This is a genomic window from Paenibacillus rhizosphaerae, assembly GCF_014192015.1.
GTDB lineage: Bacteria > Bacillota > Bacilli > Paenibacillales > Paenibacillaceae > Paenibacillus_AQ > Paenibacillus_AQ rhizosphaerae.
On the sequence record NZ_JACHXJ010000001.1, the window covers coordinates 716,438 to 741,564 of the forward strand.

Annotated in this window: 24 protein-coding genes; 19 read left to right on the forward strand and 5 right to left on the reverse strand. The window is 55.3% G+C overall.

What is annotated here, in order from left to right:
• Positions 1 to 80: 80 nt before the first annotated feature.
• The 9 genes from essC (at position 81) to FHS19_RS03190 (ending at position 11,564) form a co-directional block, all read left to right on the forward strand.
• Positions 81 to 4,070 (forward strand): type VII secretion protein EssC, encoded by a 3,990-nt coding sequence (essC, locus tag FHS19_RS03150; protein WP_183578446.1) that lies wholly within the window; start codon positions 81 to 83, stop codon positions 4,068 to 4,070.
• 16 nt (positions 4,071 to 4,086) lie between these two features.
• Positions 4,087 to 4,914, forward strand: a complete 828-nt coding sequence (locus FHS19_RS03155) for a hypothetical protein (protein ID WP_183578449.1) — start codon at positions 4,087 to 4,089, stop codon at positions 4,912 to 4,914.
• Between the two features lie 6 nt (positions 4,915 to 4,920).
• Entirely contained in the window at positions 4,921 to 5,976 is a 1,056-nt protein-coding gene (locus FHS19_RS03160; RefSeq protein ID WP_183578452.1) for a WXG100 family type VII secretion target, read from the forward strand.
• Positions 5,977 to 6,105: 129 nt separating this feature from the next.
• Positions 6,106 to 6,390: a DUF4176 domain-containing protein gene (locus FHS19_RS03165; RefSeq protein WP_183578455.1), complete on the forward strand. Its 285-nt coding sequence runs from the start codon at positions 6,106 to 6,108 to the stop codon at positions 6,388 to 6,390.
• Positions 6,391 to 6,472: 82 nt separating this feature from the next.
• Positions 6,473 to 6,748: a WXG100 family type VII secretion target gene (locus FHS19_RS03170; protein WP_076167864.1), complete on the forward strand. Its 276-nt coding sequence runs from the start codon at positions 6,473 to 6,475 to the stop codon at positions 6,746 to 6,748.
• Between the two features lie 120 nt (positions 6,749 to 6,868).
• Entirely contained in the window at positions 6,869 to 8,998 is a 2,130-nt protein-coding gene (locus FHS19_RS03175) for a hypothetical protein (protein WP_183578458.1), read from the forward strand.
• A 46-nt stretch (positions 8,999 to 9,044) separates the two neighbouring features.
• Entirely contained in the window at positions 9,045 to 9,800 is a 756-nt protein-coding gene (locus FHS19_RS03180; protein ID WP_183578463.1) for a vWA domain-containing protein, read from the forward strand.
• Between the two features lie 13 nt (positions 9,801 to 9,813).
• Positions 9,814 to 10,623 carry a hypothetical protein gene (locus tag FHS19_RS03185; RefSeq protein ID WP_312887140.1) on the forward strand — a complete coding sequence of 270 codons (810 nt, stop codon included), beginning with the start codon at positions 9,814 to 9,816 and terminating at the stop codon, positions 10,621 to 10,623.
• A 134-nt stretch (positions 10,624 to 10,757) separates the two neighbouring features.
• Complete coding sequence (locus FHS19_RS03190) at positions 10,758 to 11,564, forward strand: SDR family oxidoreductase (protein ID WP_183578466.1); 807 nt, start codon at positions 10,758 to 10,760, stop codon at positions 11,562 to 11,564.
• A 147-nt stretch (positions 11,565 to 11,711) separates the two neighbouring features.
• On the opposite strand, the gene gluQRS is transcribed toward FHS19_RS03190, so the two are convergent.
• Positions 11,712 to 12,692: a tRNA glutamyl-Q(34) synthetase GluQRS gene (gene gluQRS, locus FHS19_RS03195; protein ID WP_183578470.1), complete on the reverse strand. Its 981-nt coding sequence runs from the start codon at positions 12,690 to 12,692 to the stop codon at positions 11,712 to 11,714.
• Positions 12,693 to 12,867: 175 nt separating this feature from the next.
• Here gluQRS and hrpB point away from each other — a divergent pair, with 175 nt between their 5' ends.
• Both hrpB and FHS19_RS03205 read left to right on the forward strand, forming a co-directional pair.
• A complete protein-coding gene (gene hrpB, locus FHS19_RS03200; protein ID WP_183578473.1) occupies positions 12,868 to 15,375 on the forward strand; it encodes an ATP-dependent helicase HrpB in 2,508 nt (835 codons plus the stop codon).
• An 89-nt stretch (positions 15,376 to 15,464) separates the two neighbouring features.
• A complete protein-coding gene (locus tag FHS19_RS03205) occupies positions 15,465 to 16,034 on the forward strand; it encodes a general stress protein (protein WP_376771808.1) in 570 nt (189 codons plus the stop codon).
• A gap of 44 nt (positions 16,035 to 16,078) precedes the next feature.
• On the opposite strand, the gene FHS19_RS03210 is transcribed toward FHS19_RS03205, so the two are convergent.
• Together FHS19_RS03210 and FHS19_RS03215 are read right to left on the reverse strand one after the other, a co-directional pair.
• Positions 16,079 to 16,366, reverse strand: a complete 288-nt coding sequence (locus tag FHS19_RS03210) for a hypothetical protein (protein WP_183578476.1) — start codon at positions 16,364 to 16,366, stop codon at positions 16,079 to 16,081.
• Complete coding sequence (locus FHS19_RS03215) at positions 16,320 to 16,592, reverse strand: hypothetical protein (RefSeq protein WP_183578478.1); 273 nt, start codon at positions 16,590 to 16,592, stop codon at positions 16,320 to 16,322. The genes FHS19_RS03210 and FHS19_RS03215 overlap by 47 nt, the downstream gene beginning before the upstream one ends.
• Positions 16,593 to 16,943: 351 nt before the next feature.
• Here FHS19_RS03215 and FHS19_RS03220 point away from each other — a divergent pair, with 351 nt between their 5' ends.
• The 5 genes from FHS19_RS03220 (at position 16,944) to FHS19_RS03240 (ending at position 21,367) form a co-directional block, all read left to right on the forward strand.
• A complete protein-coding gene (locus tag FHS19_RS03220) occupies positions 16,944 to 17,333 on the forward strand; it encodes a DoxX family protein (protein ID WP_152402393.1) in 390 nt (129 codons plus the stop codon).
• A gap of 94 nt (positions 17,334 to 17,427) precedes the next feature.
• The gene (locus tag FHS19_RS03225; protein ID WP_183578481.1) at positions 17,428 to 18,204 is read left to right on the forward strand and encodes a pirin family protein; all 777 of its coding nucleotides are present in this window, start codon (positions 17,428 to 17,430) and stop codon (positions 18,202 to 18,204) included.
• Between the two features lie 165 nt (positions 18,205 to 18,369).
• Complete coding sequence (locus tag FHS19_RS03230) at positions 18,370 to 19,533, forward strand: acyltransferase (RefSeq protein ID WP_183578484.1); 1,164 nt, start codon at positions 18,370 to 18,372, stop codon at positions 19,531 to 19,533.
• Between the two features lie 439 nt (positions 19,534 to 19,972).
• Positions 19,973 to 20,335 carry a replication termination protein gene (locus FHS19_RS03235; protein ID WP_183578488.1) on the forward strand — a complete coding sequence of 121 codons (363 nt, stop codon included), beginning with the start codon at positions 19,973 to 19,975 and terminating at the stop codon, positions 20,333 to 20,335.
• A gap of 27 nt (positions 20,336 to 20,362) precedes the next feature.
• Positions 20,363 to 21,367, forward strand: a complete 1,005-nt coding sequence (locus tag FHS19_RS03240) for a Gfo/Idh/MocA family protein (protein ID WP_183578491.1) — start codon at positions 20,363 to 20,365, stop codon at positions 21,365 to 21,367.
• 111 nt (positions 21,368 to 21,478) lie between these two features.
• Here FHS19_RS03240 and FHS19_RS03245 read toward each other — a convergent pair whose 3' ends face one another.
• Both FHS19_RS03245 and FHS19_RS03250 read right to left on the reverse strand, forming a co-directional pair.
• On the reverse strand, positions 21,479 to 22,048 hold the full coding sequence (locus tag FHS19_RS03245) for a TraR/DksA C4-type zinc finger protein (RefSeq protein ID WP_183578494.1): 570 nt from the start codon (positions 22,046 to 22,048) through the stop codon (positions 21,479 to 21,481).
• Between the two features lie 111 nt (positions 22,049 to 22,159).
• Positions 22,160 to 23,128 (reverse strand): cation diffusion facilitator family transporter, encoded by a 969-nt coding sequence (locus FHS19_RS03250; RefSeq protein ID WP_183578497.1) that lies wholly within the window; start codon positions 23,126 to 23,128, stop codon positions 22,160 to 22,162.
• A gap of 271 nt (positions 23,129 to 23,399) precedes the next feature.
• On the opposite strand from FHS19_RS03250, the gene FHS19_RS03255 reads away from it, so the two are divergent.
• The 3 genes from FHS19_RS03255 to FHS19_RS03265 all read left to right on the forward strand — a co-directional run bounded on the left by FHS19_RS03255 (position 23,400) and on the right by FHS19_RS03265 (position 25,106).
• Entirely contained in the window at positions 23,400 to 23,777 is a 378-nt protein-coding gene (locus FHS19_RS03255) for a DivIVA domain-containing protein (protein WP_183578500.1), read from the forward strand.
• Between the two features lie 171 nt (positions 23,778 to 23,948).
• A complete protein-coding gene (locus tag FHS19_RS03260) occupies positions 23,949 to 24,509 on the forward strand; it encodes an ATP-binding protein (protein ID WP_183578504.1) in 561 nt (186 codons plus the stop codon).
• A gap of 195 nt (positions 24,510 to 24,704) precedes the next feature.
• A complete protein-coding gene (locus FHS19_RS03265) occupies positions 24,705 to 25,106 on the forward strand; it encodes an RDD family protein (protein WP_183578507.1) in 402 nt (133 codons plus the stop codon).
• The last annotated feature ends 21 nt before the right edge of the window (positions 25,107 to 25,127 follow it).

Below are 25,127 nucleotides of genomic sequence, written 5' to 3' on the forward strand. Positions count from 1 at the left end.
TTTTTGGATTCCTGAACACTAGTACTTATTGCATGGGTAACCTGAAGGATTTTGGATGCCAAAAGAGGGGTTGACGCATTATGAATGTGTTATATCAACGTTCGCCCAGAATCAAACCGACGATCAAGGAACAGCGGCTGGACATACTCAGGCCGCCGGGCGAGCCGAGTAAACCATCATTTTCTTTGGTTTCAATCATCCTCCCGGCAGTGATGACCATCTTCAGCATCGGGTTGTTTATCTACATGAACCTTACAGGGAATATAGCGAACAACACGTATGTTATGTTTCAGATGGTTTCTGTTGTCATGATGCTTACATCATATACGATCCCTTTCATCGCTTATCTGGGAAACAAAAGGAAATATAAAGAACAGCTGAACGAACGCATCAGCATGTATTATGCGGAGCTGGACAAGCTCAGGGAGGAGCTTGCCGCAGGGCAGAAGGAACAAGTGGACGTGCTGTACGATATCCATGGAGACCCCGATGTCTGCTTTCATATCGTTAAAAACCGCAATAGTTCTTTGTGGGAACGGTCACCGGAAGACGATGACTTTCTGCATACGCGGATCGGAACCGGCAGCCTGCCGTTTCATACGAAGGTAAAGGCGCCGAAGCCCGAAGGCTATGTTAAGGATCCGCTCCTCGAAGCCGCGCAGTCACTCGAAGAAGAGTTCCAGACTGTGCCCGGATCCTCTATCGTATTGCCGCTGTTTCAGGCTAAAGTCGTCGGTATTGTCGGCGACCGGGAGTCCGTCATGAACGCGCTTCGGGTGGTCGCCGTCCAGCTGGCCGTCCGGCATTCACCGGATGAGGTGAAGCTGGCGGCGTTTTATGAGGAGAAGGATGCCTACGATTGGGATTGGATGAGATGGCTGCCCCATGTCTGGGACGAGGACAGATCATCGCGTTATATGGCGGACCGCCGCAGCAGCGCCCACCAGCTGGCGGATGAATTGTTTCAGCGGCTGGTAAGGCGCAAGACGTCCCGTACTTTTTCCGGCCGGAAGATCACAGCCCAGCTGCCGGCCTATGTTGTTGTTCTGGCGGGGAGCGGGCTTGTGGAAGAAGAACCGCTCCTGCCGCTGCTGCTGGAGGACGCTGCCGACGTCGATGCCTGCACGATCATTATATCGGACCGCAAGGAGAAGCTGCCGATGCAGTGCCAGCTGATCGTGGATATGTCCCAGGGCATCGGCCAGTATTCGCTGAAACGGGAAGACGGGTCATTTGAATTGCAAAGCTTTGAAGCCGATACGATTACGCTGGACAAGGCGGATGCGCTCGCCCGTTATATGGCGCCGATCCGGCTTAAGCGTTCATCGGCCTCGGAGATTCCATCCCTGCTGTCCTTGTTCGAAATGCTGGGCCTGGAGGACATCCGGGCATGGGATGTACGCAGCAGGTGGAGGCACAACCGCTACCCGGACAGCTTTCCCGTTCCGATCGGCGTCCGGGCCGGGGGCAAAAAAGTCATGCTCAACATTCACGATAAGATTGAGCGGAATGGGCACGGCCCCCACGGCCTGATCGCAGGCACGACGGGATCCGGCAAAAGCGAAGTGATTCAATCGATCGTCGCTTCGCTGGCTGCGGAATACCATCCGCATGACCTGGCTTTCATGCTGATCGATTATAAGGGCGGCGGCATGTCCAACACGTTCAATCATCTTCCGCATGTCGTCGGAACCATTACGAATTTGAACAGCAGCCTGATCGAAAGAGCTAAAATTTCGCTGAAGGCCGAGCTGGTCAGACGCCAGAAAATACTTAACGAATCGGGCAATCTGCAGCATATCGACGAATATTACAAGCTGCTCAAACAGCGGCAGGGACAGTCCCTCCCGCATCTGGTCATTATTATAGATGAATTCGCCGAGCTGAAGCGGGACCAGCCTGAGTTTATGGATGAATTGATCAGCATAGCGGCGATCGGCCGCACGCTGGGAGTTCACTTGATTCTGGCCACCCAGAAGCCCGCTGGAGTCGTTGACGAGAAAATATGGAGTAATGCGAGGTTCCGCATCTGTCTCCGCGTTCAGGATGAAAGTGACAGCCGGGATATGCTAAAAATTCCCAATGCCGCCTGGATCACCAAACCGGGCAGGGGTTACCTTCAGGTTGGCAGTGACGAAGTATTCGAGGAAATGCAGTTTGCATGGAGCGGGGCACCTTATATAGACCCCGAGGCTTACCGCGAGAAACGGTTAGTAAGCGAAGTGGGGTTGAACGGCAAACGTGAACGCTTGTTGTCCGTAGGCATGACCGCGGCCGAAATGCTTCCGCAGCAGCCGCAGCGCCAGCTGCAGGTATTTATAGATCAGCTTGCCCGGACCGCGGAAGAAGAGGGAATTATCCGCCTGCAGGGTCCGTGGCTTCCCCCGCTTCCGGAGTATTTGGAGCTGGACGCCGTCATGCAAGGAACGGACGCAGACAAATTTGATGATATCGTCGGCATGGCCGGACTGATGGACGATCTGCCGAACCAAAGCCAGAGGCTTCTGACCATCCCGATGCAGCAGGGACATTGGGCCGTTTACGGGATGCCGGGGCTTGGCAAGTCGACCTTTGTCCAGTCCCTTCTGATGTCGCTGGCAAGTTTGTATTCGCCGGCGGACTGGAACGGTTATATCGTGGACATGGGCCGGGTCATGCGCGATTTTGCGGGGCTACCCCACATCGGGGCGGTGATGACGGCCGAAGAGGAGGACCGGATCAAAAGGCTATTCCGATTTCTTATGAAGACGGCAGCCCATCGGAAAGAGCTGTTCGCCGAAGCAGGCGTAAAGACGGCAGCCGCATACAGACCGTTCCGTCCTGGCTTGCTGCCTCAACTGGTCATCGTCATTGACGGATATTTGAACTTCCGCAACCTCTACCCTGAGGAGAACGAAACGCTGGAGTTCCTCCTCCGTGAAGGGTCCGCTTTGGGAATGACATTCGTCGTTACGGCCAACCGGATTTCTGATATATTCGAGAAAGTGCGGAGCAGTCTGACAAACGCCTTGACCTTCGAACTGGCCGACTCCGCCGATTATTATTATGCTGTCGGCAGACCGGGACGGATACCGGGCAGTCTGCCGCCGGGGAGAGGTTTGGTGAAGGGGGGCCAGCCGCCGCTGGAATTCCAGACGGCCTTACCAGCCGTTGGAAAAGAAGAGGCGCAGCGTACGGAAGCGCTCCGAAACCGGATCCAGTTGATCCGCTCCCAGTATCCGGAGCAGCAGGCTCCGGAGATCAGGAAGCTGCCTGACCGTGTCACGCTAAGGGAGCTGCTTCCGCCGGCAGCCGGTTACGCCGGGGATATTTTGAACAGCGGCAGCCTGAAAGTGCCGCTCGGGCTGGCAACCGATGATCTGGACCATTTCGGCGTCGACCTGCGGGAAGGTCCGCATTTTATCGTAGCAAGTCCAATGGAAGGGGGGAAAACCTCCTTCCTGCTAAGCTGGATGCTGTCCCTCGCGTACCGCTATCCTCCGGAAATGCTTCAGATTTATACCATTGACACCCGTTATGGGAACCGCGGGCTTAGCCAATTGGCGGAGCTTCCTCATATTCAGGCGAGCGCCTGCCGCGAAGAAGAGCTCGGACCGTTGGTTCAGCGGCTGTATGAACAGGTCCAAACACGCAGTCCAGGCCAAGAGGACCCGGCTGCCGTGCTTGTGATCGATGACGCGGACCTGTTGGCGAAACAGCTCCAGGATTTTACAGTGAAAGAACAGTTGACGGCGATCGTCCGCCAGGGCCGCGACCGAAACGTGCACGTGATCGTTTCAGGCGTGCCCGCTGATTTACCGACGTTCGGCGCAGACTGGTTTAACGATATTAAATCCTGCCAGAGCGGATTTTTGCTCGGGACTTTAGACCCTAACGATTTATCGTTCTTTCGTATTCCGTATTCGGAAGCGAATCATGCCCAGGGGAGCTTGAAAATCCTTCCACCGGGACAGGGGTACTATATTAAACGGAAATATTTCAGGGTTAAGGCCGCAATTCCGTTTGATGACTATTGGAACAGCCATCGCTGGATTGCCGAAATTCGCGACCGATGGCATGTTGTCGTTTGAGGGGAGGTGGCTCATAATGTTGACGATTCATGCTTCCAGACAGGACACAATTACACTTGATAATAAAGAATTCTTTTTTCTTGCCGGGATTCTCGGTTCGGATCGGCTTCTCGGCGTGGAAGACCCTTTTCAAGGTTATCTGGCCGAAGAGATCTCGGAAGAATGGGATATCGTGAAAGCTTCTTTGCTGGAAAAAGGTTACCTCATCGAGGAAGAGAACGGCATAGAATTGTCTATGCCGCCCAAAATTTTTTCGCGAGTGGCGATTGCCGGCTTAGCGCAGCGGTCCTGCTGGCTTAAATACGTTCAAAACGACGAAACGTTCGAAGGCTATCTTCATGTGACCAACGAGCGTGTCGTTCAAGTATGCAAATCCGCAGAGGACTGCCAGTACAAACTGGATGAGCTCGGGACTGTTGAGGAGGCCTGCCGCACGCTGGTGGAAGAGATGGATTTGAAAAACTTTGCACCGATGGAGGCGCCGGCTTTGCTTCTCTCAAAAAAGAAGTTCTCCCATCTATTCAGCCATACCTCGGAAATTCCGTTCGAGGAGCTCGGCGACCAACTGGTAAAAGCAACGAACGATGTGGAAGGTTCTATCGCGCTTGCCAAATGCATGAAATACCGCACGGGTGAAGGTGAGCTGCAATTGTCGACTTGGACCGGCAGCGGCTGGGAGTCGCAAAATGCGGCTTTTATGGTCAATGACACGATGAACTGGCTCGTACGTATGAGCATCAAAGGGGATCAGGACTGGCTGACGGCCATTCCGGCAAGCAGGGAGCAATTTGAGGAAATGCTGCTTCAGTGGTTGAAGCAGCCTGCAGAATTAAATGGAAGGTGAGAGTCCGTGCGAATTTCTGTTGAACCGGAGTCACTCCGGTCTTTAAGCCGTCAGTTAGATAGAAGCAGTGAACAAATCCGGGAAATGACGCTCGCCTTGAATCAGGCGCTTGGAAACCTTAGGGGAGAGGCGGCTTTCCCGCAATCGGTAATGGAAGAATGGCAGTCCGCACACCGGCAGGGGGAACAGATCTATTCCCTGCTGAAGGATATCGGCAAATGGATCGAATCCAAGGCATCCGAATTTCAAACGGCAGACGAGCAGCATCATTCCATCCTGAAAGATACCTTGCTGTACTCAAGTCCCGCACTTATGTTCCAGTCGGCGGCCGTCTCCGGGGGAGAGCCGATTCTGCCTGGCTATGGGCTGACAGACGGAACGATCTCCAATCCGTTATCCGCTGTTCAAGCCGTCCATGCTGAAGCGGGAGGCAGTTACTCGGGTTGGAACAGCCACGGCACGGCAGCCGCCGGAGCGGCTGCAGGGTTAGCGACTTTGGTGGCTGGAGCTGTACTTCCTGCTGCTAAAGACGTTCGCTCGGGTTTAAATAAAAACGAGCATGCCGGAAGTGCCAGGTTTTTGCTGGATCGGGCCGCAAACAATCCTGTATCCTGGAGGTTCATCGACCCCAAGGCAGCGGGCAAAATCCGAACCTTGGGACAAGGACCGGGCGGTCATTCGGGAAATGAAGGGCCTGCCGGAACCGGGACCAAGCCGGAGCTGCAGCAGGAGAGCGGGGAAGAGGACAGGGCCCCCGGCCACTTCATGACCAATAACGGCAAAGGGCTGGGTGCTATAGCCGGAAGTACGGCCCTCGGGCTTGCAGTCGGATCCGTCGTTCCGGCAGCGGGAACCGCTGTGGGGGCATTTGTCGGTCTGGCCTCCGGTCTCGTCATTTCAGCGGTAACCGATATCGAAGTCGCTGGTAAAACGCTGAGAACGCATGCCGCAGGCGGGATGGACTTGGTGTCCGACTCCGTCAAAGCGGTCACGCATGGGGCGAGCGTGCTGGCAGACCAGGTGAAAGACAAGCTGAATTCGCTGGGCATGCGTTTTGCCTGAAACCGGCTTTAGCATTAGATTAGGAAGTACCCTGTTATTTCTATTCGCATCTGATTCCTAACATCAGATCGTGATTACCAGCTGCTTACCCATGAAGAATACATACCTAAATGAGAGGACGGACAAGCGATGGATAATGGGACTCCTTCAATAGCTTTGCTTCCGCTCGGATCTGTGGTTCTTCTCAGAGGAGCACAGAAGAAGCTGATGATTTATGGACGTAAGCAGATTCATCAGGAAAATAATCAGATGTATGATTATTTGGGGGTCGTATACCCGGAAGGGTATATTGATCCGAATTATACATTTTTGTTTAATCATGAGGATATCGACAGTATTGAATTCAAAGGCTTTTTTAACAGCGAAGAGGAACAGTTTCAAAAAATCCTGTCGGAGGTATCCGCGACAAGCTGACCAAACGGCATTTTTTATTTGCAGCCTGCGTTAAAGATACCCCAGGTAAGCATACGAAACCGATAAAAGAGGAGGGAACATCATGTCAGGACGTATTTTGATTTCACCGGAACAGGTGGAAGCGGTCGCCAATCAATTTAAGCAGAGCGGGGAGCAGAGCCAGCAGCTCGTAGCGAGCTTGTCCCAAGCGATCCAGGGGATGGAGGGCCAATGGGAAGGCCTGACGAAGCAGCGGTTTTTCCAGGAGTTTCAAGAGGCCGGCAGACAGATGCAGTCTTTTGTCCAGATTTTGAACAGCATCAGCCATGAGCTCGGGGCCATTGCCCAGAAATTCCGCTCCATCGATGAAACGAGATAATTTTCGCCATTCAAGTTACGGATCGTTTACAGTAGAATGAGATAGAAGGAATCATCAACCGGGTGTTCTTACTCCCGGTTTTCTTGCAGTCCACAAAGTTTAAGTGAGAGGGGGGTGTCCATGTCTTTTCAACCGAATGCGGGAGATGAGATGGTTATTAACGGGGTGCTGTACCGGGTTGGCCAGCATCCTGCCGCTCCCGGATTAGCTTATGCGCAGGCAGGAAGGCAGGGAATCGTCTATCAGCTGATTCCTGCCAGCGGGAAGCTTCATGAAGCGAAAGCATTAAAAGTGTTTTTTCCGAAATATCGTATTCCTGCGATGGTGTACCAATCCGAAATGATGGAAATGTACAGTGAAAGTCCGGGTTTGCAGGTCTGCAGACGAGACGTGCTCACTCCCGAAAGAAACGAAAGTCTGATTGCCGAGCATCCGGACCTGCTGTATGGCGTGCTCATGCCCTGGATCTACGGGCATACCTGGTTCGATATTGTGACCGACCAGCGGCGGCTGCTTCGTGGGGAGAGCCTCGCGCTGGCCAAAGGGCTGTCGGCCATCGGGTCGGGGATGGAGCAGCGCGGCTTGGCGCACTGCGATTTATCGGCGCCCAATGTCATGCTTCCGTTTTTTTCTGAAGTGGAATTGCCGGAACCGCGAAGCGTAATCGAACTGGTGGACATTGAGCAGATGTACAGCCCTAAGCTGGACAGGCCCGATGTGCTGCTAGCGGGTTCACCAGGGTATGCCGCGCACCGGACGGTGCAAAGCGGGTTGTGGAGCGGATATGCCGACCGGTTCGCCGGTGCGGTCATCATTGCGGAAATGCTGGGTTGGTGCGATCCCCTGGTCGTGGAGAAAGCGTGGGGGGAAAGTTATTTTGATCAGCCTGAACTGCAAAATCCGTGCGAGCGGTACTTTATTCTGAAAAATTCCCTGGAACGGAACTGGGGGGCGAAAACGGCGGAACTGTTTGCGCGTGCCTGGGAAAGCCAGGATTTGAGCAGCTGTCCGACGTTCGGCGAGTGGCTGGTGCTGCTGTCGACGATGACGGAGCGCAGCGAAAACGCGGATGAGAGCGTTACGGAGAAGCAGGATGCGGATACGGTTCTGCCGGCGGAGTCTGCGGAACCTTTGGTTTCCGCTCCCTCCCCTGCTTTGCAGCGGCCGGCTGTGCCTACTTCACGAAGATACGCGGCAGCGGCCGCCGAGCAGGCGGCTGCCCTGACGAAAGGGGAAGAAGCTGCGTCCGGGGATCAGGAAGTCGTCAACAGGCTGTTTCACCAGGCAAGAGAGCTCGAATCGAGTGGAAATCTAAGCGGGGCTCTGGAGGTATACAAGTCCGCCCATCATTTTGTCAGCAAAGGCTCGCCGATGGAGATCGAGCTGGAAGCGGCGATTCGCGGACTGGAGTCTGAGCTGAATCCGCCAGGCCCGGATCGGAAGCTGGCCAAGGTCCCTTTTTACCAGTCGCGAAAATGGCTGACATCGGCCGTGGTTGTCATCCTGCTTCTGGCCGGGACGGCGTTTGCCGTCAACCAAATCGTTGCCGACCATTCGCCTGGGAAGCAAATGGAGGCGGGAGCCGGCACGAAGGCGGGCGGCGAGAAAGCTCAGACGGGCCCGGATGCCGACCAAACGGTTCAAAAGCAGGAAGAAGCGGATCGGCAGGCGGAGCTCCAGAGGCAGGAAGCTGAGCAAAGAGAGGAAGAAGCAAGAAAACAGGCGGAAGCTCAGCGGCTGAAGGCCGAAGCCGAGCGGAAAAGGCTCGAGGAAGCGCGCAAAGCTGAGGAGCGCAAGAAACAGCAGGAGCAGTATGCGGTCCAAGCCAAGTATGACGCTTATTTGCAGCAGCTGAAGGAGAAAGAAAAGAAAAAAGAAGCCGTGCGGAAGCAGCTGCAGGAAATGTATAAGAAGCAGGCGCAGTACGAAGCCTATCTCGCTTTTCAAAAAGAAAAGGAAGCAGAGGCCCGGGCCGAAGCGGAGGCAGCCCGCAAAGCAGCCGAGGCCAAGGCGCAGCAGCTCAAGCAGAAGCGCTCCGGTCAGGTCGTCCAGCTGATCGCTTATTACAATCAGGCCTTTAACGCCCAGCGGGGCGGCAACATTGAACGAGCGCGCTCCTATGCCAAGGACTTCGCCCGCCTGTATGAGCAGGATGCGACATATTTCAAAGCCGTCGGCAAGGTAGGAACGCGGGCATCAGCCATCTACAAATTCCTATCCAACGGCTCTTACTCACTGCCTGACGTCTAGATATAGATATGACCAAGGAATATATACAAAGGGGAGTTGTTTACTGATGAACTATACGATCCAGGCTTCCCAGCGGACTCCGGCGCTGATCATCTATCTGATCGACATCAGCGCATCCATGAATATGCTCATGGACGGCAAACGGCGTATTGATGTGGTGTACGAAGCACTGTCGCTTGCGATCCGCCAAATGGTGTACCGGTCCACGAAAGGAAACCGGCTGACGCCCCGGTACCGGATCGCCATCCTGGCATACAGCGACGACGTGTACGATCTGCTGAACGGGATCAAAGGGATCGACGAAATTGCAGCGGTCGGTTCCCTGCCTGACTTGACCCCGAGGCGGTTTTCGGATTCGGCCAAAGCCTTTCAGCAGGCAGAGAAAATACTGCAGGCCGAGCTGCCGCGCATGCAGGACTGTCCGGCTCCCCTCGTCTGCCATATGACGGACGGGGTGACGACAGGAGAGGATCCCGAGCCAATTGCAAGGCGCATTATGAGCATGAGCGTGCCTGACGGGAACGTGCTTGTGGAGAACATCTTCATTTCCGATCACATGCTCGACCAGCCGATTGCCCAGCCGCGCCGCTGGAGAGGCATCCTGCCGGATACCCTCCTTCTCGATGAGCATGCGGTGAAGCTGAGAAACATGTCTTCCCCGTTACCGGAGAGCTATCGGGACATGCTGGTCGAAGCCGATTATCTGCTCGCCCCGGGGGCGCTGATGATGCTTCCGGGAAGCTGTGCAGAGCTGGTATCGATCGGTTTTCAAATGTCGGCGGCCACGCCGGTAAGAGCTTAGGAGGGATCCGCCTGTGAAAATAAATTCGGCAGCAACCGGTGACATGTTTACGTTTATCAGCTCCCAGGCCCAGGAACAGCCGCTCGCTTCCCATTCGGGACGCGTGCTGTGCAGGTACGCTTACGGACGGGCGATAGAGACGCTGCTGCAGGGAGAGAACGGACAGGATTTTGTCGGTGTGCAGACGTACGGTGACGTGTGCAACTTTGTGCTGTGTGACGGCGTCAGCATGAGCTATCAAGGTGATTTTGCCGCCCGTTTTCTCGGCAACACGCTGCTGGATTGGCTGGACCATACGCGGGACTGGTCTTCGGCGGGATTTGCGGATTTCATGACGTCCATTACCGAATCGGCTTCGGCGCAGCTTCTGCGATTAGCCCCCCCTGGCGGGGTCCCCTCCTTACTTCGGGAGGTGCTGGAGGATAAGCAGCGTACAGGCAGCCAATCCATGTATATTTGCGGACGGATTGAGCTGCCCATAAGCAGAAAAAAGCAGGGGAGACTGTGGATGGCGTGGCAGGGAGACTCGCGGCTGCGCTTCTGGAAGGACGGTTTGGAAATCAGCGAGCACTTTGATGACACCTTTCGGACCCATGAGCGGTGGTCCACGTTAACCGGACCCGTCGGCGGCAAACCGCATGTGTACCAAACCCGGCTGGATTACGGCATGCCGATGCGCCTGCAGCTGTATACCGACGGACTCGCCGATCTGGACCCGATCCACCAGGTGCTGCCGGACGAGCTGATCCAGATTTTACTCGATGCTCCCCATACCGAAGGGCTTCAGGATGACGCCGCTTTTCTTGAATTGCAGTGGTCGTAATGAGCGGCTTGCTGCCGGATGACTTTTCGCTGTTATAAAATTTGTTTGCTCCGCAATGATTAAGCTGACCTCCTTTATGGGTAATCTTGAGACAGATAACGATATTTGATGAGGATGAAAAAGGAGAGATAGCGATGAGTCAGCAGCAATACAACAGACAGCGATTCGAAGGGAAAACGGCAATTGTTACCGGCGCAGGCTCCGGCATCGGGAAAGCGGCGGCGATCAAACTGGCGCAGGAAGGCGCTAACGTGGCCTTATTTGATCTGATCAATGAACGGACTTCAAAGACGGAAGCCGAAATCAACGCGATCCGCGACGGAGCCGCCCGCGCGTTTGACGTGGACACTTCGGATGCAGCGCGCGTGGAGAAGGCGGTGCTGGAAACCGCCGAGCTGTTCGGCTCCGTGGATGTCGTGTTCGCGAACGCAGGTATCAACGGCGTGCTGGCCCCGATTGAGGAAATGCAGCTGGAGGACTGGCAGCAGACGCTGAGCGTGAATCTGAACGGTACATTTTTGACGGTGAAGTACGCGATTCCGCATCTGAAAAAAAATGGCGGTAGCGTCATTATCACCAGCTCGATTAACGGCAACCGCACCTTCTCCAACTTCGGCATGTCGGCTTACAGCACATCCAAAGCAGGGCAGGTGGCTTTCGCCAAAATGGCGGCGCTGGAGCTGGCCAAGTTCAAAATCCGTGTCAACGTCATCTGTCCGGGCGCGATCTCGACCAACATCGATCAAAGCACGGAGAAGACGGATGAGCTGAAGGAAATCGTCATCCCGGTCAAGTTTCCGGAAGGAAGCCAGCCGCTCGCCGACGGGCCGGGTCAGCCGGAAGACGTGGCGGATCTGGTGGCCTTCCTGGCATCGGACGAGTCCAATCATATTACGGGTGCGCAAATCATCATCGACGGTGCGGAATCGCTGTTGGTATAACTGCTTTTAGGTATATAAAAAACGGCAGCTCAAGCGGTGGATACCCTTGAGGCTGCCGTTTTTGCTGCGGCCGTATCGTACGATCTGTACGAAAGCGAAAGCAATGGGCGCTGCAGCCGCCGTTAGCATTGCATAACAGGCACCCCTTTATTTGTCGTACAACCGGGCAAGGAGCTCTTCTGTAATGACGATCGGCTCGGCAGGAACGCGGCTCAAATCGAAACGGCCGATCAGTTCCCGGGGAGCCGCCGGGCCCGGCTCGGGCACGAGCCCGCCGATCCAGGCCAGCCAGCCGGTGAGCTTGGCCGGGGATACCCCTTGCTCCCGTAGTGCCGCCAGGCTCGTGTTCCCGTGCCGCTTCGCCAGCCGTTTGCCGTCCGTTCCCATAAAGAGCGGGACGTGGGCGAAAGAAGGAATTTCCCAGCCAAGCGCCTGGTAGAGCTGGATCTGCCGCGGCGTTGAATCCAGCAGGTCGGCTCCACGGAGCACATGCGTGACCTGCATCATGGCGTCGTCCACAACGACGGCCAGCTGGTAGGAAAACATGCCATCCGCCCGCTTGACGATAAAGTCGCCGGTGGCTGCCGGGTCAAAGGCATGCCGTCCGCTGACGCCGTCGATGAACGACACCGGCTCCTCCCCGACCCGGTACCGAATGGACGGCTGCTTCAGCTTGGCCTTGGCCGCTCTCTCTTCCGGGCTGAGATTCCGGCAGGTGCCGGGATAGGCCGGCCCTTCCGCGGCCAGTCCGTGTGGGGCGCTGGCCGCGGACAGGAGATCGGCCCGGCTGCAGAAGCAGGTGTACAAGGCGCCTTGCTTCTGCAGCTTGCTCAAGGCGTCTTCGTAATGATGAAGCCGCTCGCTTTGCGTATAGGGAGCATAGGGACCGCCGGCGTCGGGGCCCTCGTCCCAGTCGATGCCAAGCCAGCTCAGATCGTTCAGGATCTGCCGGGCCAAATGCGGTTTGGACCGGGGCTTGTCGATGTCTTCCATACGAAGGATGAAGCTTCCGTGCCCGGAGCGGATTTGCAGCCAGGCCAGCAGAGCTGTCCAGGCGTTGCCGATATGCATTTCCCCGGATGGGGTTGGGGCAAACCGTCCGCGGAGCTTCGGGTTGGTTGGGTTCATGATGTTGTCTCCTTTCCCCAGTAATCAGTCAGGTCGGTCATCCGAATGGATACATTTTATAGCAAACCCGAATAGATATCCAGCGCATGCAGGCTTTATAATAGAGTGATGCACGTCGTCGGGCGATCGTCTGGGCCCGAGCCTTACTATACATAAAGAGAAAACGGGTGGAATCATGACAGAATTGGAGCTGCCGGTACTTCAGGTCATGCCGGAGCTGAAAGAAATATTGAACCGCCGTACGTCGGCGCTGCTTATTGCCGAGCCGGGGGCAGGCAAAACGACCCAAACCCCGCTCGCCTTCCTCCAAGAAAGCTGGCTGGACGGTAAAAAAATCGTCATGCTGGAGCCGCGCAGGCTTGCGGCCCGGTCGGCCGCCGCTTATATGGCCTCGCAGTTGGGCGAGAAGGTCGGCCAAACCGTCGGTTACCGGGTCCGGATGGACAGCAGGACCAGCGCGTCCACGCGGATCGAAGTTGTGACGGAAGGGATTTTGACGCGCATGCTGCAGCACGATCCCGAGCTTGGCGGGATCGGCATGATCATCTTTGACGAGTTCCATGAGCGCAACATTCATGGCGACCTGGGGCTGGCGCTTGCATTGGAATCCCAGTCGGTCCTGCGGGAGGATCTGCGCCTGCTGATCATGTCGGCCACGCTGGAAGCGGAGCCTGTAGCCGCCCTGCTGGGCGGAGCGCCGGTCGTTCACTGCGCGGGCAGGCAGTATCCCGTCGAGACGGTCTATGCTCCGCTGGCGGCGGGAACCCCGCTTCATCAGGCCGTGGCTGCGGCCGTTACGAGGGCAATGTCCGCCCACGACGGGGATATGCTTGTGTTTCTCCCCGGAGCAAGAGAAATTGGCCAGGTTCGCCGGGAACTCGAGCAGAGGGGGCTGCCAGCGGACTGTGTGATCCGTCCGCTGCACGGCCAGCTCCCGCAGCAGGAGCAGGATGATGCCGTGGCTCCGGATAGGCAGGGACGCCGGAAAATCATCCTCAGCACCTCGATCGCGGAAACGAGTTTGACGATCCTAGGGGTCACGATCGTGGTCGATGCCGGGCTGATGCGGACGCAGATGTTTTCTCCGCGGACTGGCATGTCCGGACTCACGACGGTCAAAGTATCCAAGGCGTCGGCGGATCAGCGCAGGGGCCGTGCCGGGCGGACGATGCGGGGGACCGCCTACCGGCTGTGGAGCCGGGAAGAGCAGGACTTTCTGCCGGAGCGGAGCACGCCGGAGATTGTGCAAACCGATCTGGCCCCGCTGGCGCTTGAGCTCGCAGCCTGGGGGGTGAAAGACCCGCTCAGCCTGCAGTGGCTGGATCCGCCGCCTGCGGCGGCGTACGGGCAGGCCGTAGAGCTGTTGAAGCGGCTTGGAGCGCTTGATAGCGGAGGAGGGATCTCCGGGTTGGGCAAAAAGATGTCAGCAGCCGGGATGCATCCTCGACTGTCCCGGATGGTGCTGCTGGGAGCCGGGCGGGGGCATGGAATGCTGGCGGCGGTCTTGGCTGCCCTTTTGCAGGAGCGGGATCTGTTTCAGGGACAGAGTGCGGACCGGGATGTCGATATCCGGAAGCGGGTCGAGGCCGTAGCTGCGTGGATGCGCGGCAGCAGGGGGGCGCTGTCCGGCCTTGCGGACGAAGGGCGAATTCGCCGCATTGAGCAGGAAGTCCGCGGTATTCGCGTTTCCATGGATCTGGATGCCGATGCGGCGATTAACGAAGAATTTGCGGGTCCGATACTCTCCTTGGCCTATCCCGACCGGATCGGTCAGAACCGGGGGAACGGCAGGTTTCTGCTGACGTCCGGCAGGGGCGTAGAGATCGGGCAGGTTCAGCTGCTGAGCCGTGCGCCATATATCGTGGCGGCCAGCGTGGATGACGCTAAAGGGGCGGAGGGCCGGGTGCTTCTGGCCGCCCCTCTCCCAGAGGAGGAGCTGTTCGCTCTCCATCAGGACGGCATCGTCCGGGAAGGAGCGATCGTTTGGGACCGGCAAATCCAGGGGGTCAAAGCAAGACAGGTGACGAGACTGGGAGCGGTCATCCTTCGTGAATCGCCGGATCCCGCGCCGCCGTCAGAGGCCGTAGCCGAAGCGCTGCTGGACGGGATTGCCGCCGAGGGGCTGGATATCCTGCCCTGGAGCAAGTCGTCAACACAGCTTCGGCAGCGGCTGCAATTCATGCATCTGATGCATGACGGCTGGCCGGATTTTTCCGGAGAGACCCTGTCCGAAACCCTTCGTGAGTGGCTGCAGCCATATCTTCACGGCATGAAGAAAAGGAGCGATCTGCAGCGGCTGCAAATGTCCGCCGTCCTTGAGCAGAGTCTAACGTGGGAGCAGCGGAAGCAACTGGATGAGGAAGCGCCGACGCACATTACCGTTCCGAGCGGTTCGCGGATCCCGGTGGACTACAGCGACCCGGCCAAGCCGGTGCTTGCCGTGAAGCTTCAGGAAATGTTCGGGCTGCATGAAACGCCGCGTATCGGCCGAGGGATGATGCCGCTAACCCTGCATCTGCTGTCTCCGGCTCAGCGGCCGGTGCAGGTGACTTCGGACCTGGCCAGCTTTTGGAAGCAGGGGTATTTTGACGTCAAAAAGGATCTCAAGGGCCGCTATCCCAAGCATTATTGGCCGGACGACCCGCTGGAGGCCGTTCCGACAAGGAGAACAAGACCCCAATAATTTTATGGCCTCACAATCGGTTTATTATTGTTTGCAAACCTCTTGGTGGGGGTAATAGAAGGCATAACAACAATGAATGGAGGGTGAACATGATGGATCATGGCAAAAAAATCGTAGGCGTTTTTGAGAGTGAGCAGGAAGCGTCCCGGGCGATCACCGAGCTGCAGGATTTCGGTTTCCCACCTGAGGATATTTCGGTGGTAACGAGGGACCGGGAAGATTTGCAGACGATTACGGAAGATACCGGTACGAAGGCGCCGGAAGGCGTGGCCGCCGGCGCAGCCACGGGTGGTATGCTCGGCGGTGTGGCCGGACTGCTGGCAGGAATCGGCGCACTCGCCATCCCGGGAATCGGGCCGATTCTCGCGGCTGGTCCGATTGCCGCAACGCTTGCCGGTGCTGCGGTAGGTGCCGGTGCCGGCGGACTCGTTGGCGGCTTGATCGGCCTGGGTATTCCGGAGGATGAGGCCAAAGAGTACGAAACTTATGTGGATAAGGGTAAAATTTTGGTCATCGTCGATGCGAGAGGCCGGGATCGGGACATTTACGACGTGTTCAACCGAAACCGTTCGCTGAATGCCGAACGCTATAACAGGGACCTCGGACTGGTGACGGACGATACCGTTTCCTTGACCGACAACGATCACGTTCGCCGATAATAACATAAAAAAAACGGCTCCTGCAGGGGGCCGTTTTTTTGCGTTTAGACCATTTTAACGGCCTTATAAGCCCATTTCAGGTCCTGCTCCCACTGTGCCAAAGCGTCAGGCAAAATCCAGGCTTTACGGACGCAGTACTCGGTAAGCTGCTGTAAAAATTCTAATGCGGTTCGCAGCTCTCTGGCTATGCTATCCTGAATATGCGGCGGATCTTCCAGCAGGCACTGGGCGAGGATAGAAATCCGGACTTGCGTATCCTGCATCAGATCTGCTGCAATATACTGGTCATTGAGCGCCTTTAGGCCGGTCAGGCTCTCCAGGAGGGGATTCATGGTCGTCACCTGCTTGGAATGAGGATGAAATCGCTTGGGTTTGCCGGTAAAAAACGTCGTGGAGCTGCTCGAGCAGCGATTTGCGCATTTGGACGCTGATCTTCAGCAGATCGATGAGAGCGGGGTCGGAAACGAGCTGTGCCAAGGTCTCGGACTTGATGATGCCCAGCGTCTCATGCCTGATCAGTTTTTGCCAGGAGGCGTTCGGAGCAGGACTTCCGGTCATCCTAAGGCTGCCGTCCATCATAGCACCCCCTGTCTTTTTTGGAATATTGTTGTCTGGATTGTAAAAAGCTATGCACGGGATGTTACTTTGCCTAAACATATAATGTGCAAAAGAAACTTTAAAATCAGGTGTTGACAAAAAACGAATTATGAATTATCTTAAATTTAAGATATTTACCAAAAAGAAATGAGGCTGATCTGATGAAGCGGTTATGCCAATATTAGCGGGCTGGATGAGGGGGTTTTGTTAAAAGTTGCAGCATGTAGTTAGCAGTTTGAATGATATGCTTTTTTTTAAGTCATTATCTCAATATTAAGAAAATTAAATTTAAAAAAATGGAGGATGTTGAAGATGGTTGCATGGGGATTGTTGATTATTCGTTTGGTGATTGGACTTACGTTTGCCGGGCATGGTGCGCAGAAGCTGTTCGGCTGGTTTGGTGGAGGCGGCTTAAAAGGGACGGCCGGGTGGCTCGCATCGATGAACTTGAAGCCGGCCTTCCTGCTGGCGCTCGTTACGGGGATATTTGAATTTGCCGGTGGACTGCTGTTCGCCGCGGGTATCTGGACTCCGCTTGCGGCGATCATGATCGCTGTCACGATGATCGGCGCCATCGTCACTGTTCATGGCAAAAACGGCTTTTGGGCGACCTCGAACGGGTTTGAGTATAATCTGATCCTGATCGCTGCAGTCGTCGGCGTGGCATTGACCGGTCCGGGAGCATACAGCCTGTTTCAGTAAGGACGTTTTGTAATTACTGATACGCAAGGGAAATCATTCAGATGACTTGATATTGTGCAGCAAGTTTAGCAAGACGTGAAAGGATGGGATGAGCATGCATGTACGGCGCTATTTACCTTCGATGCAGGGACGCGGAGAATTTGATGGAGGAAAGATCACAGAGCAGAAGCCGATCGGTTTCCCCGGAGAGGGATCGGTCATTAACCGGATTGGTCCGCTGTTTTATTGGGCATGGGCCCACACTCCGGAGGAAGGCCATATTCCTCTTCACCCCCATTTTGGATTTGAAATTATGACGTACGTCATCCAGGGGAAGGCTGAGCACGGGGATTCCCTCGGTACCCGCAGCACGGTTGGTTCCGGCGGGGCTCAGCTGATTCAGGCGGGATCGGGAGTCAGCCATGAGGAGCGCCTGATCGGTCCGGACATGGAGAGCTTTCAAATTTGGTTTGAGCCGGATCTAAAAATATCGAACAAGCGGGAGCCGGCTTACGAGCAATGGGAGCACGAACAGTTTCCGGTAACGGCAACCGCCGGGGGCACCGTCAAGCAGATCGTGGGGGGAGACGCCCCGCTTAAGCTCAGCGTGGATGCCGGAATGTGGGACGTTCAGCTGGAAGCCGGCGGCACCTACAGCCACCTCCTTCGCAAGGGCCGGGCGCTGGCTGCGCTCGCGCTTCGGGGCGGCGGCCGCTGGAGCGGTGAGCTTCCGGGCGACCATGACGAAACGTTTGATCCGCGCGACTTTATGCTGCTGAGCACAGATCATGACGAAGAGATCACAGTCCAGGCCCAGGACGGCCAGCTTCGGATGCTGCTGATTGAAGTTCCGGAACGCGTGGATTACACGCTGCTCCCTAAACGCTATTAACGATGCGGCTTCCGGTACGTATTCTCAGCCGGGCCGTAAGATCAGAGAACGCTTTGCCAATTCTTTCTGGCAGGCGTTCTTTTTTTCGTTTAGGATGGAAAAGGGTAAAGTAAAGAAAATGAACTGAGGCCAGGAAAGTCATCTTTTTTGCACCAGGAGGAAGGTATGTCAAAGAAAGCGAGAATACAGGAAATAGAGATGCTGCGGGGGATGGCCTTTTTGGCTGTGGCCATGCAGCATGCGATCGCCCACTACTCCATCGTCGGCGGCGTGACCATAGAGGACGGCGTCATCATGACGCTGCTGCTGATGGCGGCCAAATTTGCGGTGCCCGTTTTCATTTTCATCACCGGGATGGTGCTGTTCTACAATTACGACGGCCCGCTGCGGTACGGCGTTTTTATTCGAAAAAGGTTCAGCGATATTCTGGTTCCCTATATCTTGTGGTCGGCTGTTTATTTTGGCATCAGTCAGCAATGGAACTTCGGGTCACCCGAACAATGGGGAAAATGGGGGATGATGCTGTTCACGGGTAAGAACAGTTATCATTTATGGTACGTGGTCATGATCGTGCAGTTTTATTTGCTGTTCCCTGTCTTTCGTATGCTGATCCGCCGGATCATGAATGCTGCTCCGCATCGATTGTGGACGGCCCTGCTGGTACTCAGCGGTTTGGCTTATCTGGTGCTGCTGTACTTTCGGCCGGATATTAGCGCTCTGCTGACTAAAGCGGATATCCCGTTTCTGACGCCGTTTTTTACCGCCTATGCCGATCGCAACTTCGTCTATTTTACGTTTTATTTCATCCTTGGGGCGGCAGCGGGCATGTACCCTGAGCGGTGGAGATGGGCGGTTGAGAAAGGCGGAGTCATTTACACGGCTGTCTTTTTGATCTTGTTTGGATATTTTACCTACAAGCTGGTTGGCAGCTTTCAAACGGCGGACGGACTGAACATCAACTTTAATGCGGTTTCGCTGCTGCGTCCGATGATCGCCGTGTTTTTGGTGGGCTCGGTTTTTGTCATTTACAGGTACGCGCTCCAATGGACTCGTCAGGCTGGTCCGCGTGCGCAGCGGGCGATGTCCTTGCTCGGAAAATATTCGTATGGTACTTATCTGGCTCATGCCCTCATGCTGCGTTATACTTATTCCTTTGATGCCTGGTGGTTTGCCGGGTGGAACGTCGCGCTGCGGATGCTGATGTCTTTCATCATTTGCGTTGTGCTCTCCTATCTCCTGATCGTGGTCTTGTCTTACCTGCCTTTCGGCAAGTGGACGGCAGGAGTCTCTTCCTTGAGAAAAAGAACAAGCCCGCCAAAAGCGGCTTGATATTCGATGATGTTGATCCCGCGATCAACCAAACGACTTAAATTTATCAAAAAGCCTTGTGTTCTGCCCGCAGGCGGATCCGGGGCTTATTCTCTTGCCAACCTCTAAATGTCATGATTTCAACATATGAAAAATTCACAATAGGTATTGCAAATACGTACTGTATCTTGCACCTTTGGAGCCATTCTGCCATGCCCAGGCGTACTTAAGTCTGTTAGGCGAAGGTGAAAAGGGAGGAGCCAAACCGACTTAGTCTGCTCCGACCGATCTACCCTGGTCCAATCCGTTCCCCGGTCTCCTCAATAGGCTCGCTGAATGCAAAATTGCCGCTGATTCTCCCAAAGTGAAACCTTCATGCTATGCGATTTGGAAAATAGTCGTTTATAATGGAGGTAAATGGGTTAATGAAGGAAATAGGGAAGAAAGAGAGGAAGCTGGCATGGCCTTTATGATTGCCCAGCGGGCATTTATTAAAGCTTACCTGATTACGATGGTGGAGCAGCACCGCGGATACGGTTATCAGATGCTGGAGGAACTGAGACAGCAGTTTAAAAGTTACGGCTATTCTCCCCCGCAGAGCGAAATTTACCGTGCCCTGCACGAACTGGTGCAGGAGGGCATTTTCTACCGTACCAAGCAGTTGAAGGGAAGCGATCCGCGGGTAGATTTTCAGGAAATCGTATTGTACCACTTTACAGACGATGGAGCCGAGAAGGCCAAGCTGTATAAAAAACAGGTCAAAACCGATCTGGACCGCTGTCTTGGCATTCTGCACAAGGCGGTTAACGACAATTACCAATAAGACCCGGAAGGGAAGGAGGCGTAAGGGATGCAGGAAAAGCTGCGTTTTGGGGTTTTAAGCACGGCCAGTATCGCGAGAACCGCTTTTATTCCCGGCGTTCAGGGCGCCAGACGCGCCGAAATTGCGGCGGTGGCCAGCCGGGATTACGCCAAAGCCAAGGATACGGCGGAACAGTTTGATATACCGAAAGCGTATGGAACCTACGAAGACCTGCTGAAGGATCCCGACATTGATGCGGTCTATATTCCGCTTCCCAACCATTTGCATAAAGAATGGACGATCAAGGCCGCGAAAGCCGGCAAGCACGTGCTGTGCGAGAAGCCGTCCGCACTCAGCCCGGAAGAAGCTTCCGAAATGGTCGAAGTGTGCAGGGAAGCGGGGGTGATTTTCTCCGAAGCGTTTATGTACCGGTATCATCCGAAGCACCGCAGAGTCCGGGAGATCATCGAGGAAGGCGAAATCGGCCAGATCCGGGCCATTCACGGGTGCTTCACGTACAACCATATCGAAAATAAGGAGAACGTGCGGTACAAAAAAACGATGGGCGGCGGAGCCATCTATGATGTTGCCGGCTACCCGATTTCGGCGGCTCGCATGGTACTAGGTGAGGAGCCGCTGGCCGTGTCGGTTCAGGCGCTGTTTTCGGAGGAACACGATCATGTGGACGTCATGGCAACCGGTCTGGTGGAGTTTCCGAACGACGTGGGGCTCACCTTTGATTGCGGCATGTGGGCCGCGCCACGGTGCACGCTGGAGATTGTGGGTTCGCATGGGCGGATCGAGCTGCCGGTCGCCTTTGGATGGGAGCAGAGCGAGGAGCCGGCCCAGATTATCGTCCATATCGGGGATCAGCGGCGGGAGGAACGCTTCGGTGTGCTGAGCCATTTTATGCTGGAGGCCGACGCTTTTGCCGCAGCGGTATTGGACGGAACGCCGCTCCCTTATCCTCCGGAAGATGCGGTACGGAACATGAAGGTCGTGGAAGCGTGCCTGAAGTCAGCTGAGACGAAACAGAAAGTCTTCCTGCAGTAAACGTTCATCTTCAAGTGCTGTGGGAGGCGAGACACAAGTTCCTAAACAAGGAAAGCCCCGGGTTCTCTGGCGGAGATCCCCGGGGCTTCGATTCGTGTGTACTGTACCGGCTTACATGCCTTCATCATAATCGGTGACGTCACGCTTGGCTGCCATGGCCGGCGTATTGGACGTGCCGTACTCCTCGACGGACTCCCATGCGTCCGCGTCGTCAAAACGGCCGTCATAGCGCTGACGGTTCTCCCCCGCGCCGGACGGCGGCGGGGTGATTACCTCTTCTTCGACCGGCCGGTCGCTGCTGACGTCCCGATGGGGCGTATGCTCCACGCAATAAGCAGTGTACGGGATCGCCTGCAGACGCTCGAACGGAATGTCCCGGCCGCATTCGGCGCATTGGCCGTACTCGCCGCGGTCCATACGCGCAAGTGCGCTGTCAACCTGGTCCAACTCATCCTGCAGCGTGTCGTTAACGGCCAGGTCCCGGCCGCGTTCGAACACCTCCGTGCCCACATCGGCGGGGTGATTATCGTAAGAGGACAGCTCACCCGTGGAATCGGCGAGCGAGTCGCCCAGCAGGGCATTGTCCTCGCCATTCGCTTGAAAGTGGTGTTCCAGCTCCTTTTTGCGTTCCAGCAGTGCGGATTTGAGCTCCTGCTGCTGATCACGGGTTAAATGACTCATGGATAAGACTCCCTTCTCACAGTAGAATAAGGTATCTGTACTCTTTCCTTACCCTAAAGGCGCCGGGAGCAATCATGCCGAGTCCGAGTCCGTTAGCTCCGGCTGAGCAAGCTAGACGGTATCCGTTCCTTCCAGGGCGCAGGGCAGATCACCGATCTCGAGCTGTAAGGTGACATGGCCGATGCCGAATTGCTCGCGCAGCTCGGCTGCTGCCTGCTGAAGAAGATTGTCGCCATTGCAGGGCTCCGTCACCACGAGATGGGCCGTCAACGCCGTTTCCGTGGTGCTCATGCCCCAAATGTGCAGATCATGCATGCTTTTGACCCAAGGCAGGGAAGTCAGGTAATTCCGGATGGCCGCAATGTCTGTGCCCGGAGGCACGCTGTCGAGAGCCATGTTGAGCGAATCCTTCAGCAGCCCCCAGGTGCTGATGCCGATTGCAAGCACGATCAGCAGACTGACGACCGGGTCGACCCACAGCCAGCCGGTTGCGGAAATGACGACTCCCGCGATGACCACGCCCAGCGATACGCCGGCGTCCGCAGCCATATGCAGAAACGCCCCCCGGACGTTCAGATCGCCCCGGCGGCCGGAAACGAACAGCAGCGCCGTCAAGGCGTTGATGAGGATGCCGACAGCCGCTACCCAGATGACGTCCACTCCGTCGACAGGCTGCGGATGGATGAGGCGGCTGATGGCGCCCCAAGCGATGAGCGCGATCGCCGCGAGCAGGAACAGGGCATTGAAGAGGGCGGCCAGGATGGAGGAGCGGCGGTAGCCGTACGTACGCAGCTGCGTCGGTTTCTTCCGGCCGAGGAGGCTGGCGGCCCAGGCCAGAATGAGAGCGAGTACGTCGCTTAAATTATGTCCGGCATCGGCTACGAGCGAAAGGGAATGGCTGATCAGGCCATAAGCCGCTTCCAAAATGACGAAGGCCGTGTTGAGCACGATGCCGATCAGAAAGGCGCGGCTATAATCGGCCGGTCCGTGTGCATGCGAATGTGAGTGTGAGTGTGAATGTGAATGTGAATGCTGGTGAGTGGATGAGTGGGAATGATGGTGATGATGACCGTGTGCCATAAGCGGCTCCTCCTTTAGAATACAAAGCGAAATTGCATCCATGTCTATATTTAATATTAACATATGAGCATCTATTCATATAATAACATATTTCACGCTTGTGTCAATTTGTGCCATCCCTTAGGATGGCCATTTTTCTTTGGAACATTCTCCAAAAAAGCGGTGAACGGTTTTCATCCCCGGCAAGGATGTGATATAAAAAATATAGGGTGTGGGAGTAATACAGGACATCCTCCCTTTGCGGGGCTAGAGATTTGGAGGTATTCGTCAAATGGATGAACATATGCAGCGCCGATTGGATAAACAGAAGAAGCTGTTCAAGCAGCTGGGCATTCATCTGGATGCACTTTCCATCCATGAAAAGGTGTTCAGCAACAAGCTTCGGGGTTACGATCCGGAAGAGGTGGATGCCTACCTGGATGAAGTCATAAGCGATTACGAGCGGTTTTATGCGATCATTTCCGATCTGATGGATAAATGGCAGGAGCAGCAAAACACGCTGCGTGACTTGAAGGCAGGCTCACGGCCGGAACCGGACCGTTTTGCCATCGATCCCAAGGTGATAGAGGAAATCGTATTGAAAATGGAGTACAACCTCAGACAGCTCAAGAGCAAGATCAGGCCGGATCCTGACTTATTCATCGATTAATCCATTACATACAGACATACTGCGAAGGCTCCTCCGAATATCATGGACAGACATCCTGGTTCGGGGGGCTTTTTATTTTTGTGCTCTCAGCGGGAAAATGATATTCAAGGAAAGTGAGCCGTCCCTGTTGAATTCATCAAACCACAGGAATGGTAAAAGGAGGGAGACCGGATGAAATTCATTCTTATTTTTGGCCCGCAGGCCGTAGGCAAAATGACCGTCGGACAGGAGCTCGAAAAAATAACGGGGCTGAAGCTTTTTCACAACCATATGACGATTGAGCTGGTATCCCCGTTTTTCAGCTACGGATCGGAAGCCGGGAAACGGCTGGTCGGATTGTTCCGGAGGGAAATCTTTGAAGAGGTTGCCAAAAGCGACCTCGCCGGCTTGATATTTACGTTTGTATGGGCGCTGGACATGAAGGCGGATTGGGATTATGTGGAGGAAGTATGCGGGATTTTCGAATCCAGGGGTGCCGAAGTTTATTTCGTAGAGCTGGAGGCTGATCTAGACGAACGTCTCTCCCGCAATCGTAGTCCAAATCGGCTGCAGCACAAGCCCACGAAGCGGAACACGGAGTGGTCCGAAAAGGAGCTGAAGACATCGATGGAAAGGTACCGTCTAAATTCATACGACGGCGAGATTCAGCGGGAGAACTATTTGCGAATCAACAATACGGATTTGAGCGCAGAAGAAGTGGCGCAACAGATTAAGCATGAATTCGGGCTATAGTTTTTCACTACGGCCGCAAGCTGCTGCAATCCAGTAACTTTTTCTTCTCCCTGACGTTCTTTAAATATAAGCAGCATATTGCTGGAAGGGCGCATGGAAGAAACAATGGTCATGCCGTCGCATAAGTAAAGAATGTACCGCCAAAGCGCCAGAGTACTATGGATAAAACTTGGGGTACAAAAAGGAGGAGGCGGAATGAATCGGAATGCGGGTTTTTGGATCAGGCTTGGGGCATCGCTGGCGGATGGGCTGCTCGTCGGCTTGCCGATCATGATTGTGGTGTGGCTGATTACAGGGAAATGGGGGAACGAGGAGTGGATTTCCGATACGATTAGCGGTTTGTACACGCTGCTCGTGCCTGTATTCTGGAACGGTTATACAGTTGGCAAGAGGATATGCAACATCCGGATTCGCAAGGTGAGCGATCATCAGCCTCCCGGAATTGGAACCATGCTGCTGCGGAACGTCGTGGCCGGCCTCGTGTATGGTCTAAGCTTCGGCATCTGCGCGATCATCAGTGCTTTTATGGTGGGGCTGCGTGAAGACAAGCGGGCGATTCATGACTTTATTGCCGGGACGGAAGTCGTATATGACTGAATAATGTCCTGGCTGAAAAGT

Excerpts from the sequence above, each read along its gene's own strand:
- FHS19_RS03155 (WP_183578449.1), top strand. The coding sequence starts at position 4,087 with ATGTTGACGATTCATGCTTCCAGACAGGACACAATTACACTTGATAAT.
- FHS19_RS03235 (WP_183578488.1), top strand. The coding sequence starts at position 19,973 with ATGGCCTTTATGATTGCCCAGCGGGCATTTATTAAAGCTTACCTGATT.
- FHS19_RS03230 (WP_183578484.1), top strand. The coding sequence starts at position 18,370 with ATGTCAAAGAAAGCGAGAATACAGGAAATAGAGATGCTGCGGGGGATG.
- FHS19_RS03190 (WP_183578466.1), top strand. The coding sequence starts at position 10,758 with ATGAGTCAGCAGCAATACAACAGACAGCGATTCGAAGGGAAAACGGCA.
- FHS19_RS03255 (WP_183578500.1), top strand. The coding sequence starts at position 23,400 with ATGGATGAACATATGCAGCGCCGATTGGATAAACAGAAGAAGCTGTTC.
- FHS19_RS03180 (WP_183578463.1), top strand. The coding sequence starts at position 9,045 with ATGAACTATACGATCCAGGCTTCCCAGCGGACTCCGGCGCTGATCATC.
- FHS19_RS03225 (WP_183578481.1), top strand. The coding sequence starts at position 17,428 with ATGCATGTACGGCGCTATTTACCTTCGATGCAGGGACGCGGAGAATTT.
- FHS19_RS03165 (WP_183578455.1), top strand. The coding sequence starts at position 6,106 with ATGGATAATGGGACTCCTTCAATAGCTTTGCTTCCGCTCGGATCTGTG.
- FHS19_RS03215 (WP_183578478.1), bottom strand. The coding sequence starts at position 16,592 with ATGACCGGAAGTCCTGCTCCGAACGCCTCCTGGCAAAAACTGATCAGG.
- FHS19_RS03170 (WP_076167864.1), top strand. The coding sequence starts at position 6,473 with ATGTCAGGACGTATTTTGATTTCACCGGAACAGGTGGAAGCGGTCGCC.
- FHS19_RS03265 (WP_183578507.1), top strand. The coding sequence starts at position 24,705 with ATGAATCGGAATGCGGGTTTTTGGATCAGGCTTGGGGCATCGCTGGCG.
- gluQRS (WP_183578470.1), bottom strand. The coding sequence starts at position 12,692 with ATGAACCCAACCAACCCGAAGCTCCGCGGACGGTTTGCCCCAACCCCA.
- FHS19_RS03240 (WP_183578491.1), top strand. The coding sequence starts at position 20,363 with ATGCAGGAAAAGCTGCGTTTTGGGGTTTTAAGCACGGCCAGTATCGCG.
- FHS19_RS03245 (WP_183578494.1), bottom strand. The coding sequence starts at position 22,048 with ATGAGTCATTTAACCCGTGATCAGCAGCAGGAGCTCAAATCCGCACTG.
- FHS19_RS03210 (WP_183578476.1), bottom strand. The coding sequence starts at position 16,366 with ATGAATCCCCTCCTGGAGAGCCTGACCGGCCTAAAGGCGCTCAATGAC.
- essC (WP_183578446.1), top strand. The coding sequence starts at position 81 with ATGAATGTGTTATATCAACGTTCGCCCAGAATCAAACCGACGATCAAG.
- FHS19_RS03250 (WP_183578497.1), bottom strand. The coding sequence starts at position 23,128 with ATGGCACACGGTCATCATCACCATCATTCCCACTCATCCACTCACCAG.
- FHS19_RS03260 (WP_183578504.1), top strand. The coding sequence starts at position 23,949 with ATGAAATTCATTCTTATTTTTGGCCCGCAGGCCGTAGGCAAAATGACC.
- FHS19_RS03175 (WP_183578458.1), top strand. The coding sequence starts at position 6,869 with ATGTCTTTTCAACCGAATGCGGGAGATGAGATGGTTATTAACGGGGTG.
- hrpB (WP_183578473.1), top strand. The coding sequence starts at position 12,868 with ATGACAGAATTGGAGCTGCCGGTACTTCAGGTCATGCCGGAGCTGAAA.
- FHS19_RS03205 (WP_376771808.1), top strand. The coding sequence starts at position 15,465 with ATGATGGATCATGGCAAAAAAATCGTAGGCGTTTTTGAGAGTGAGCAG.
- FHS19_RS03220 (WP_152402393.1), top strand. The coding sequence starts at position 16,944 with ATGGTTGCATGGGGATTGTTGATTATTCGTTTGGTGATTGGACTTACG.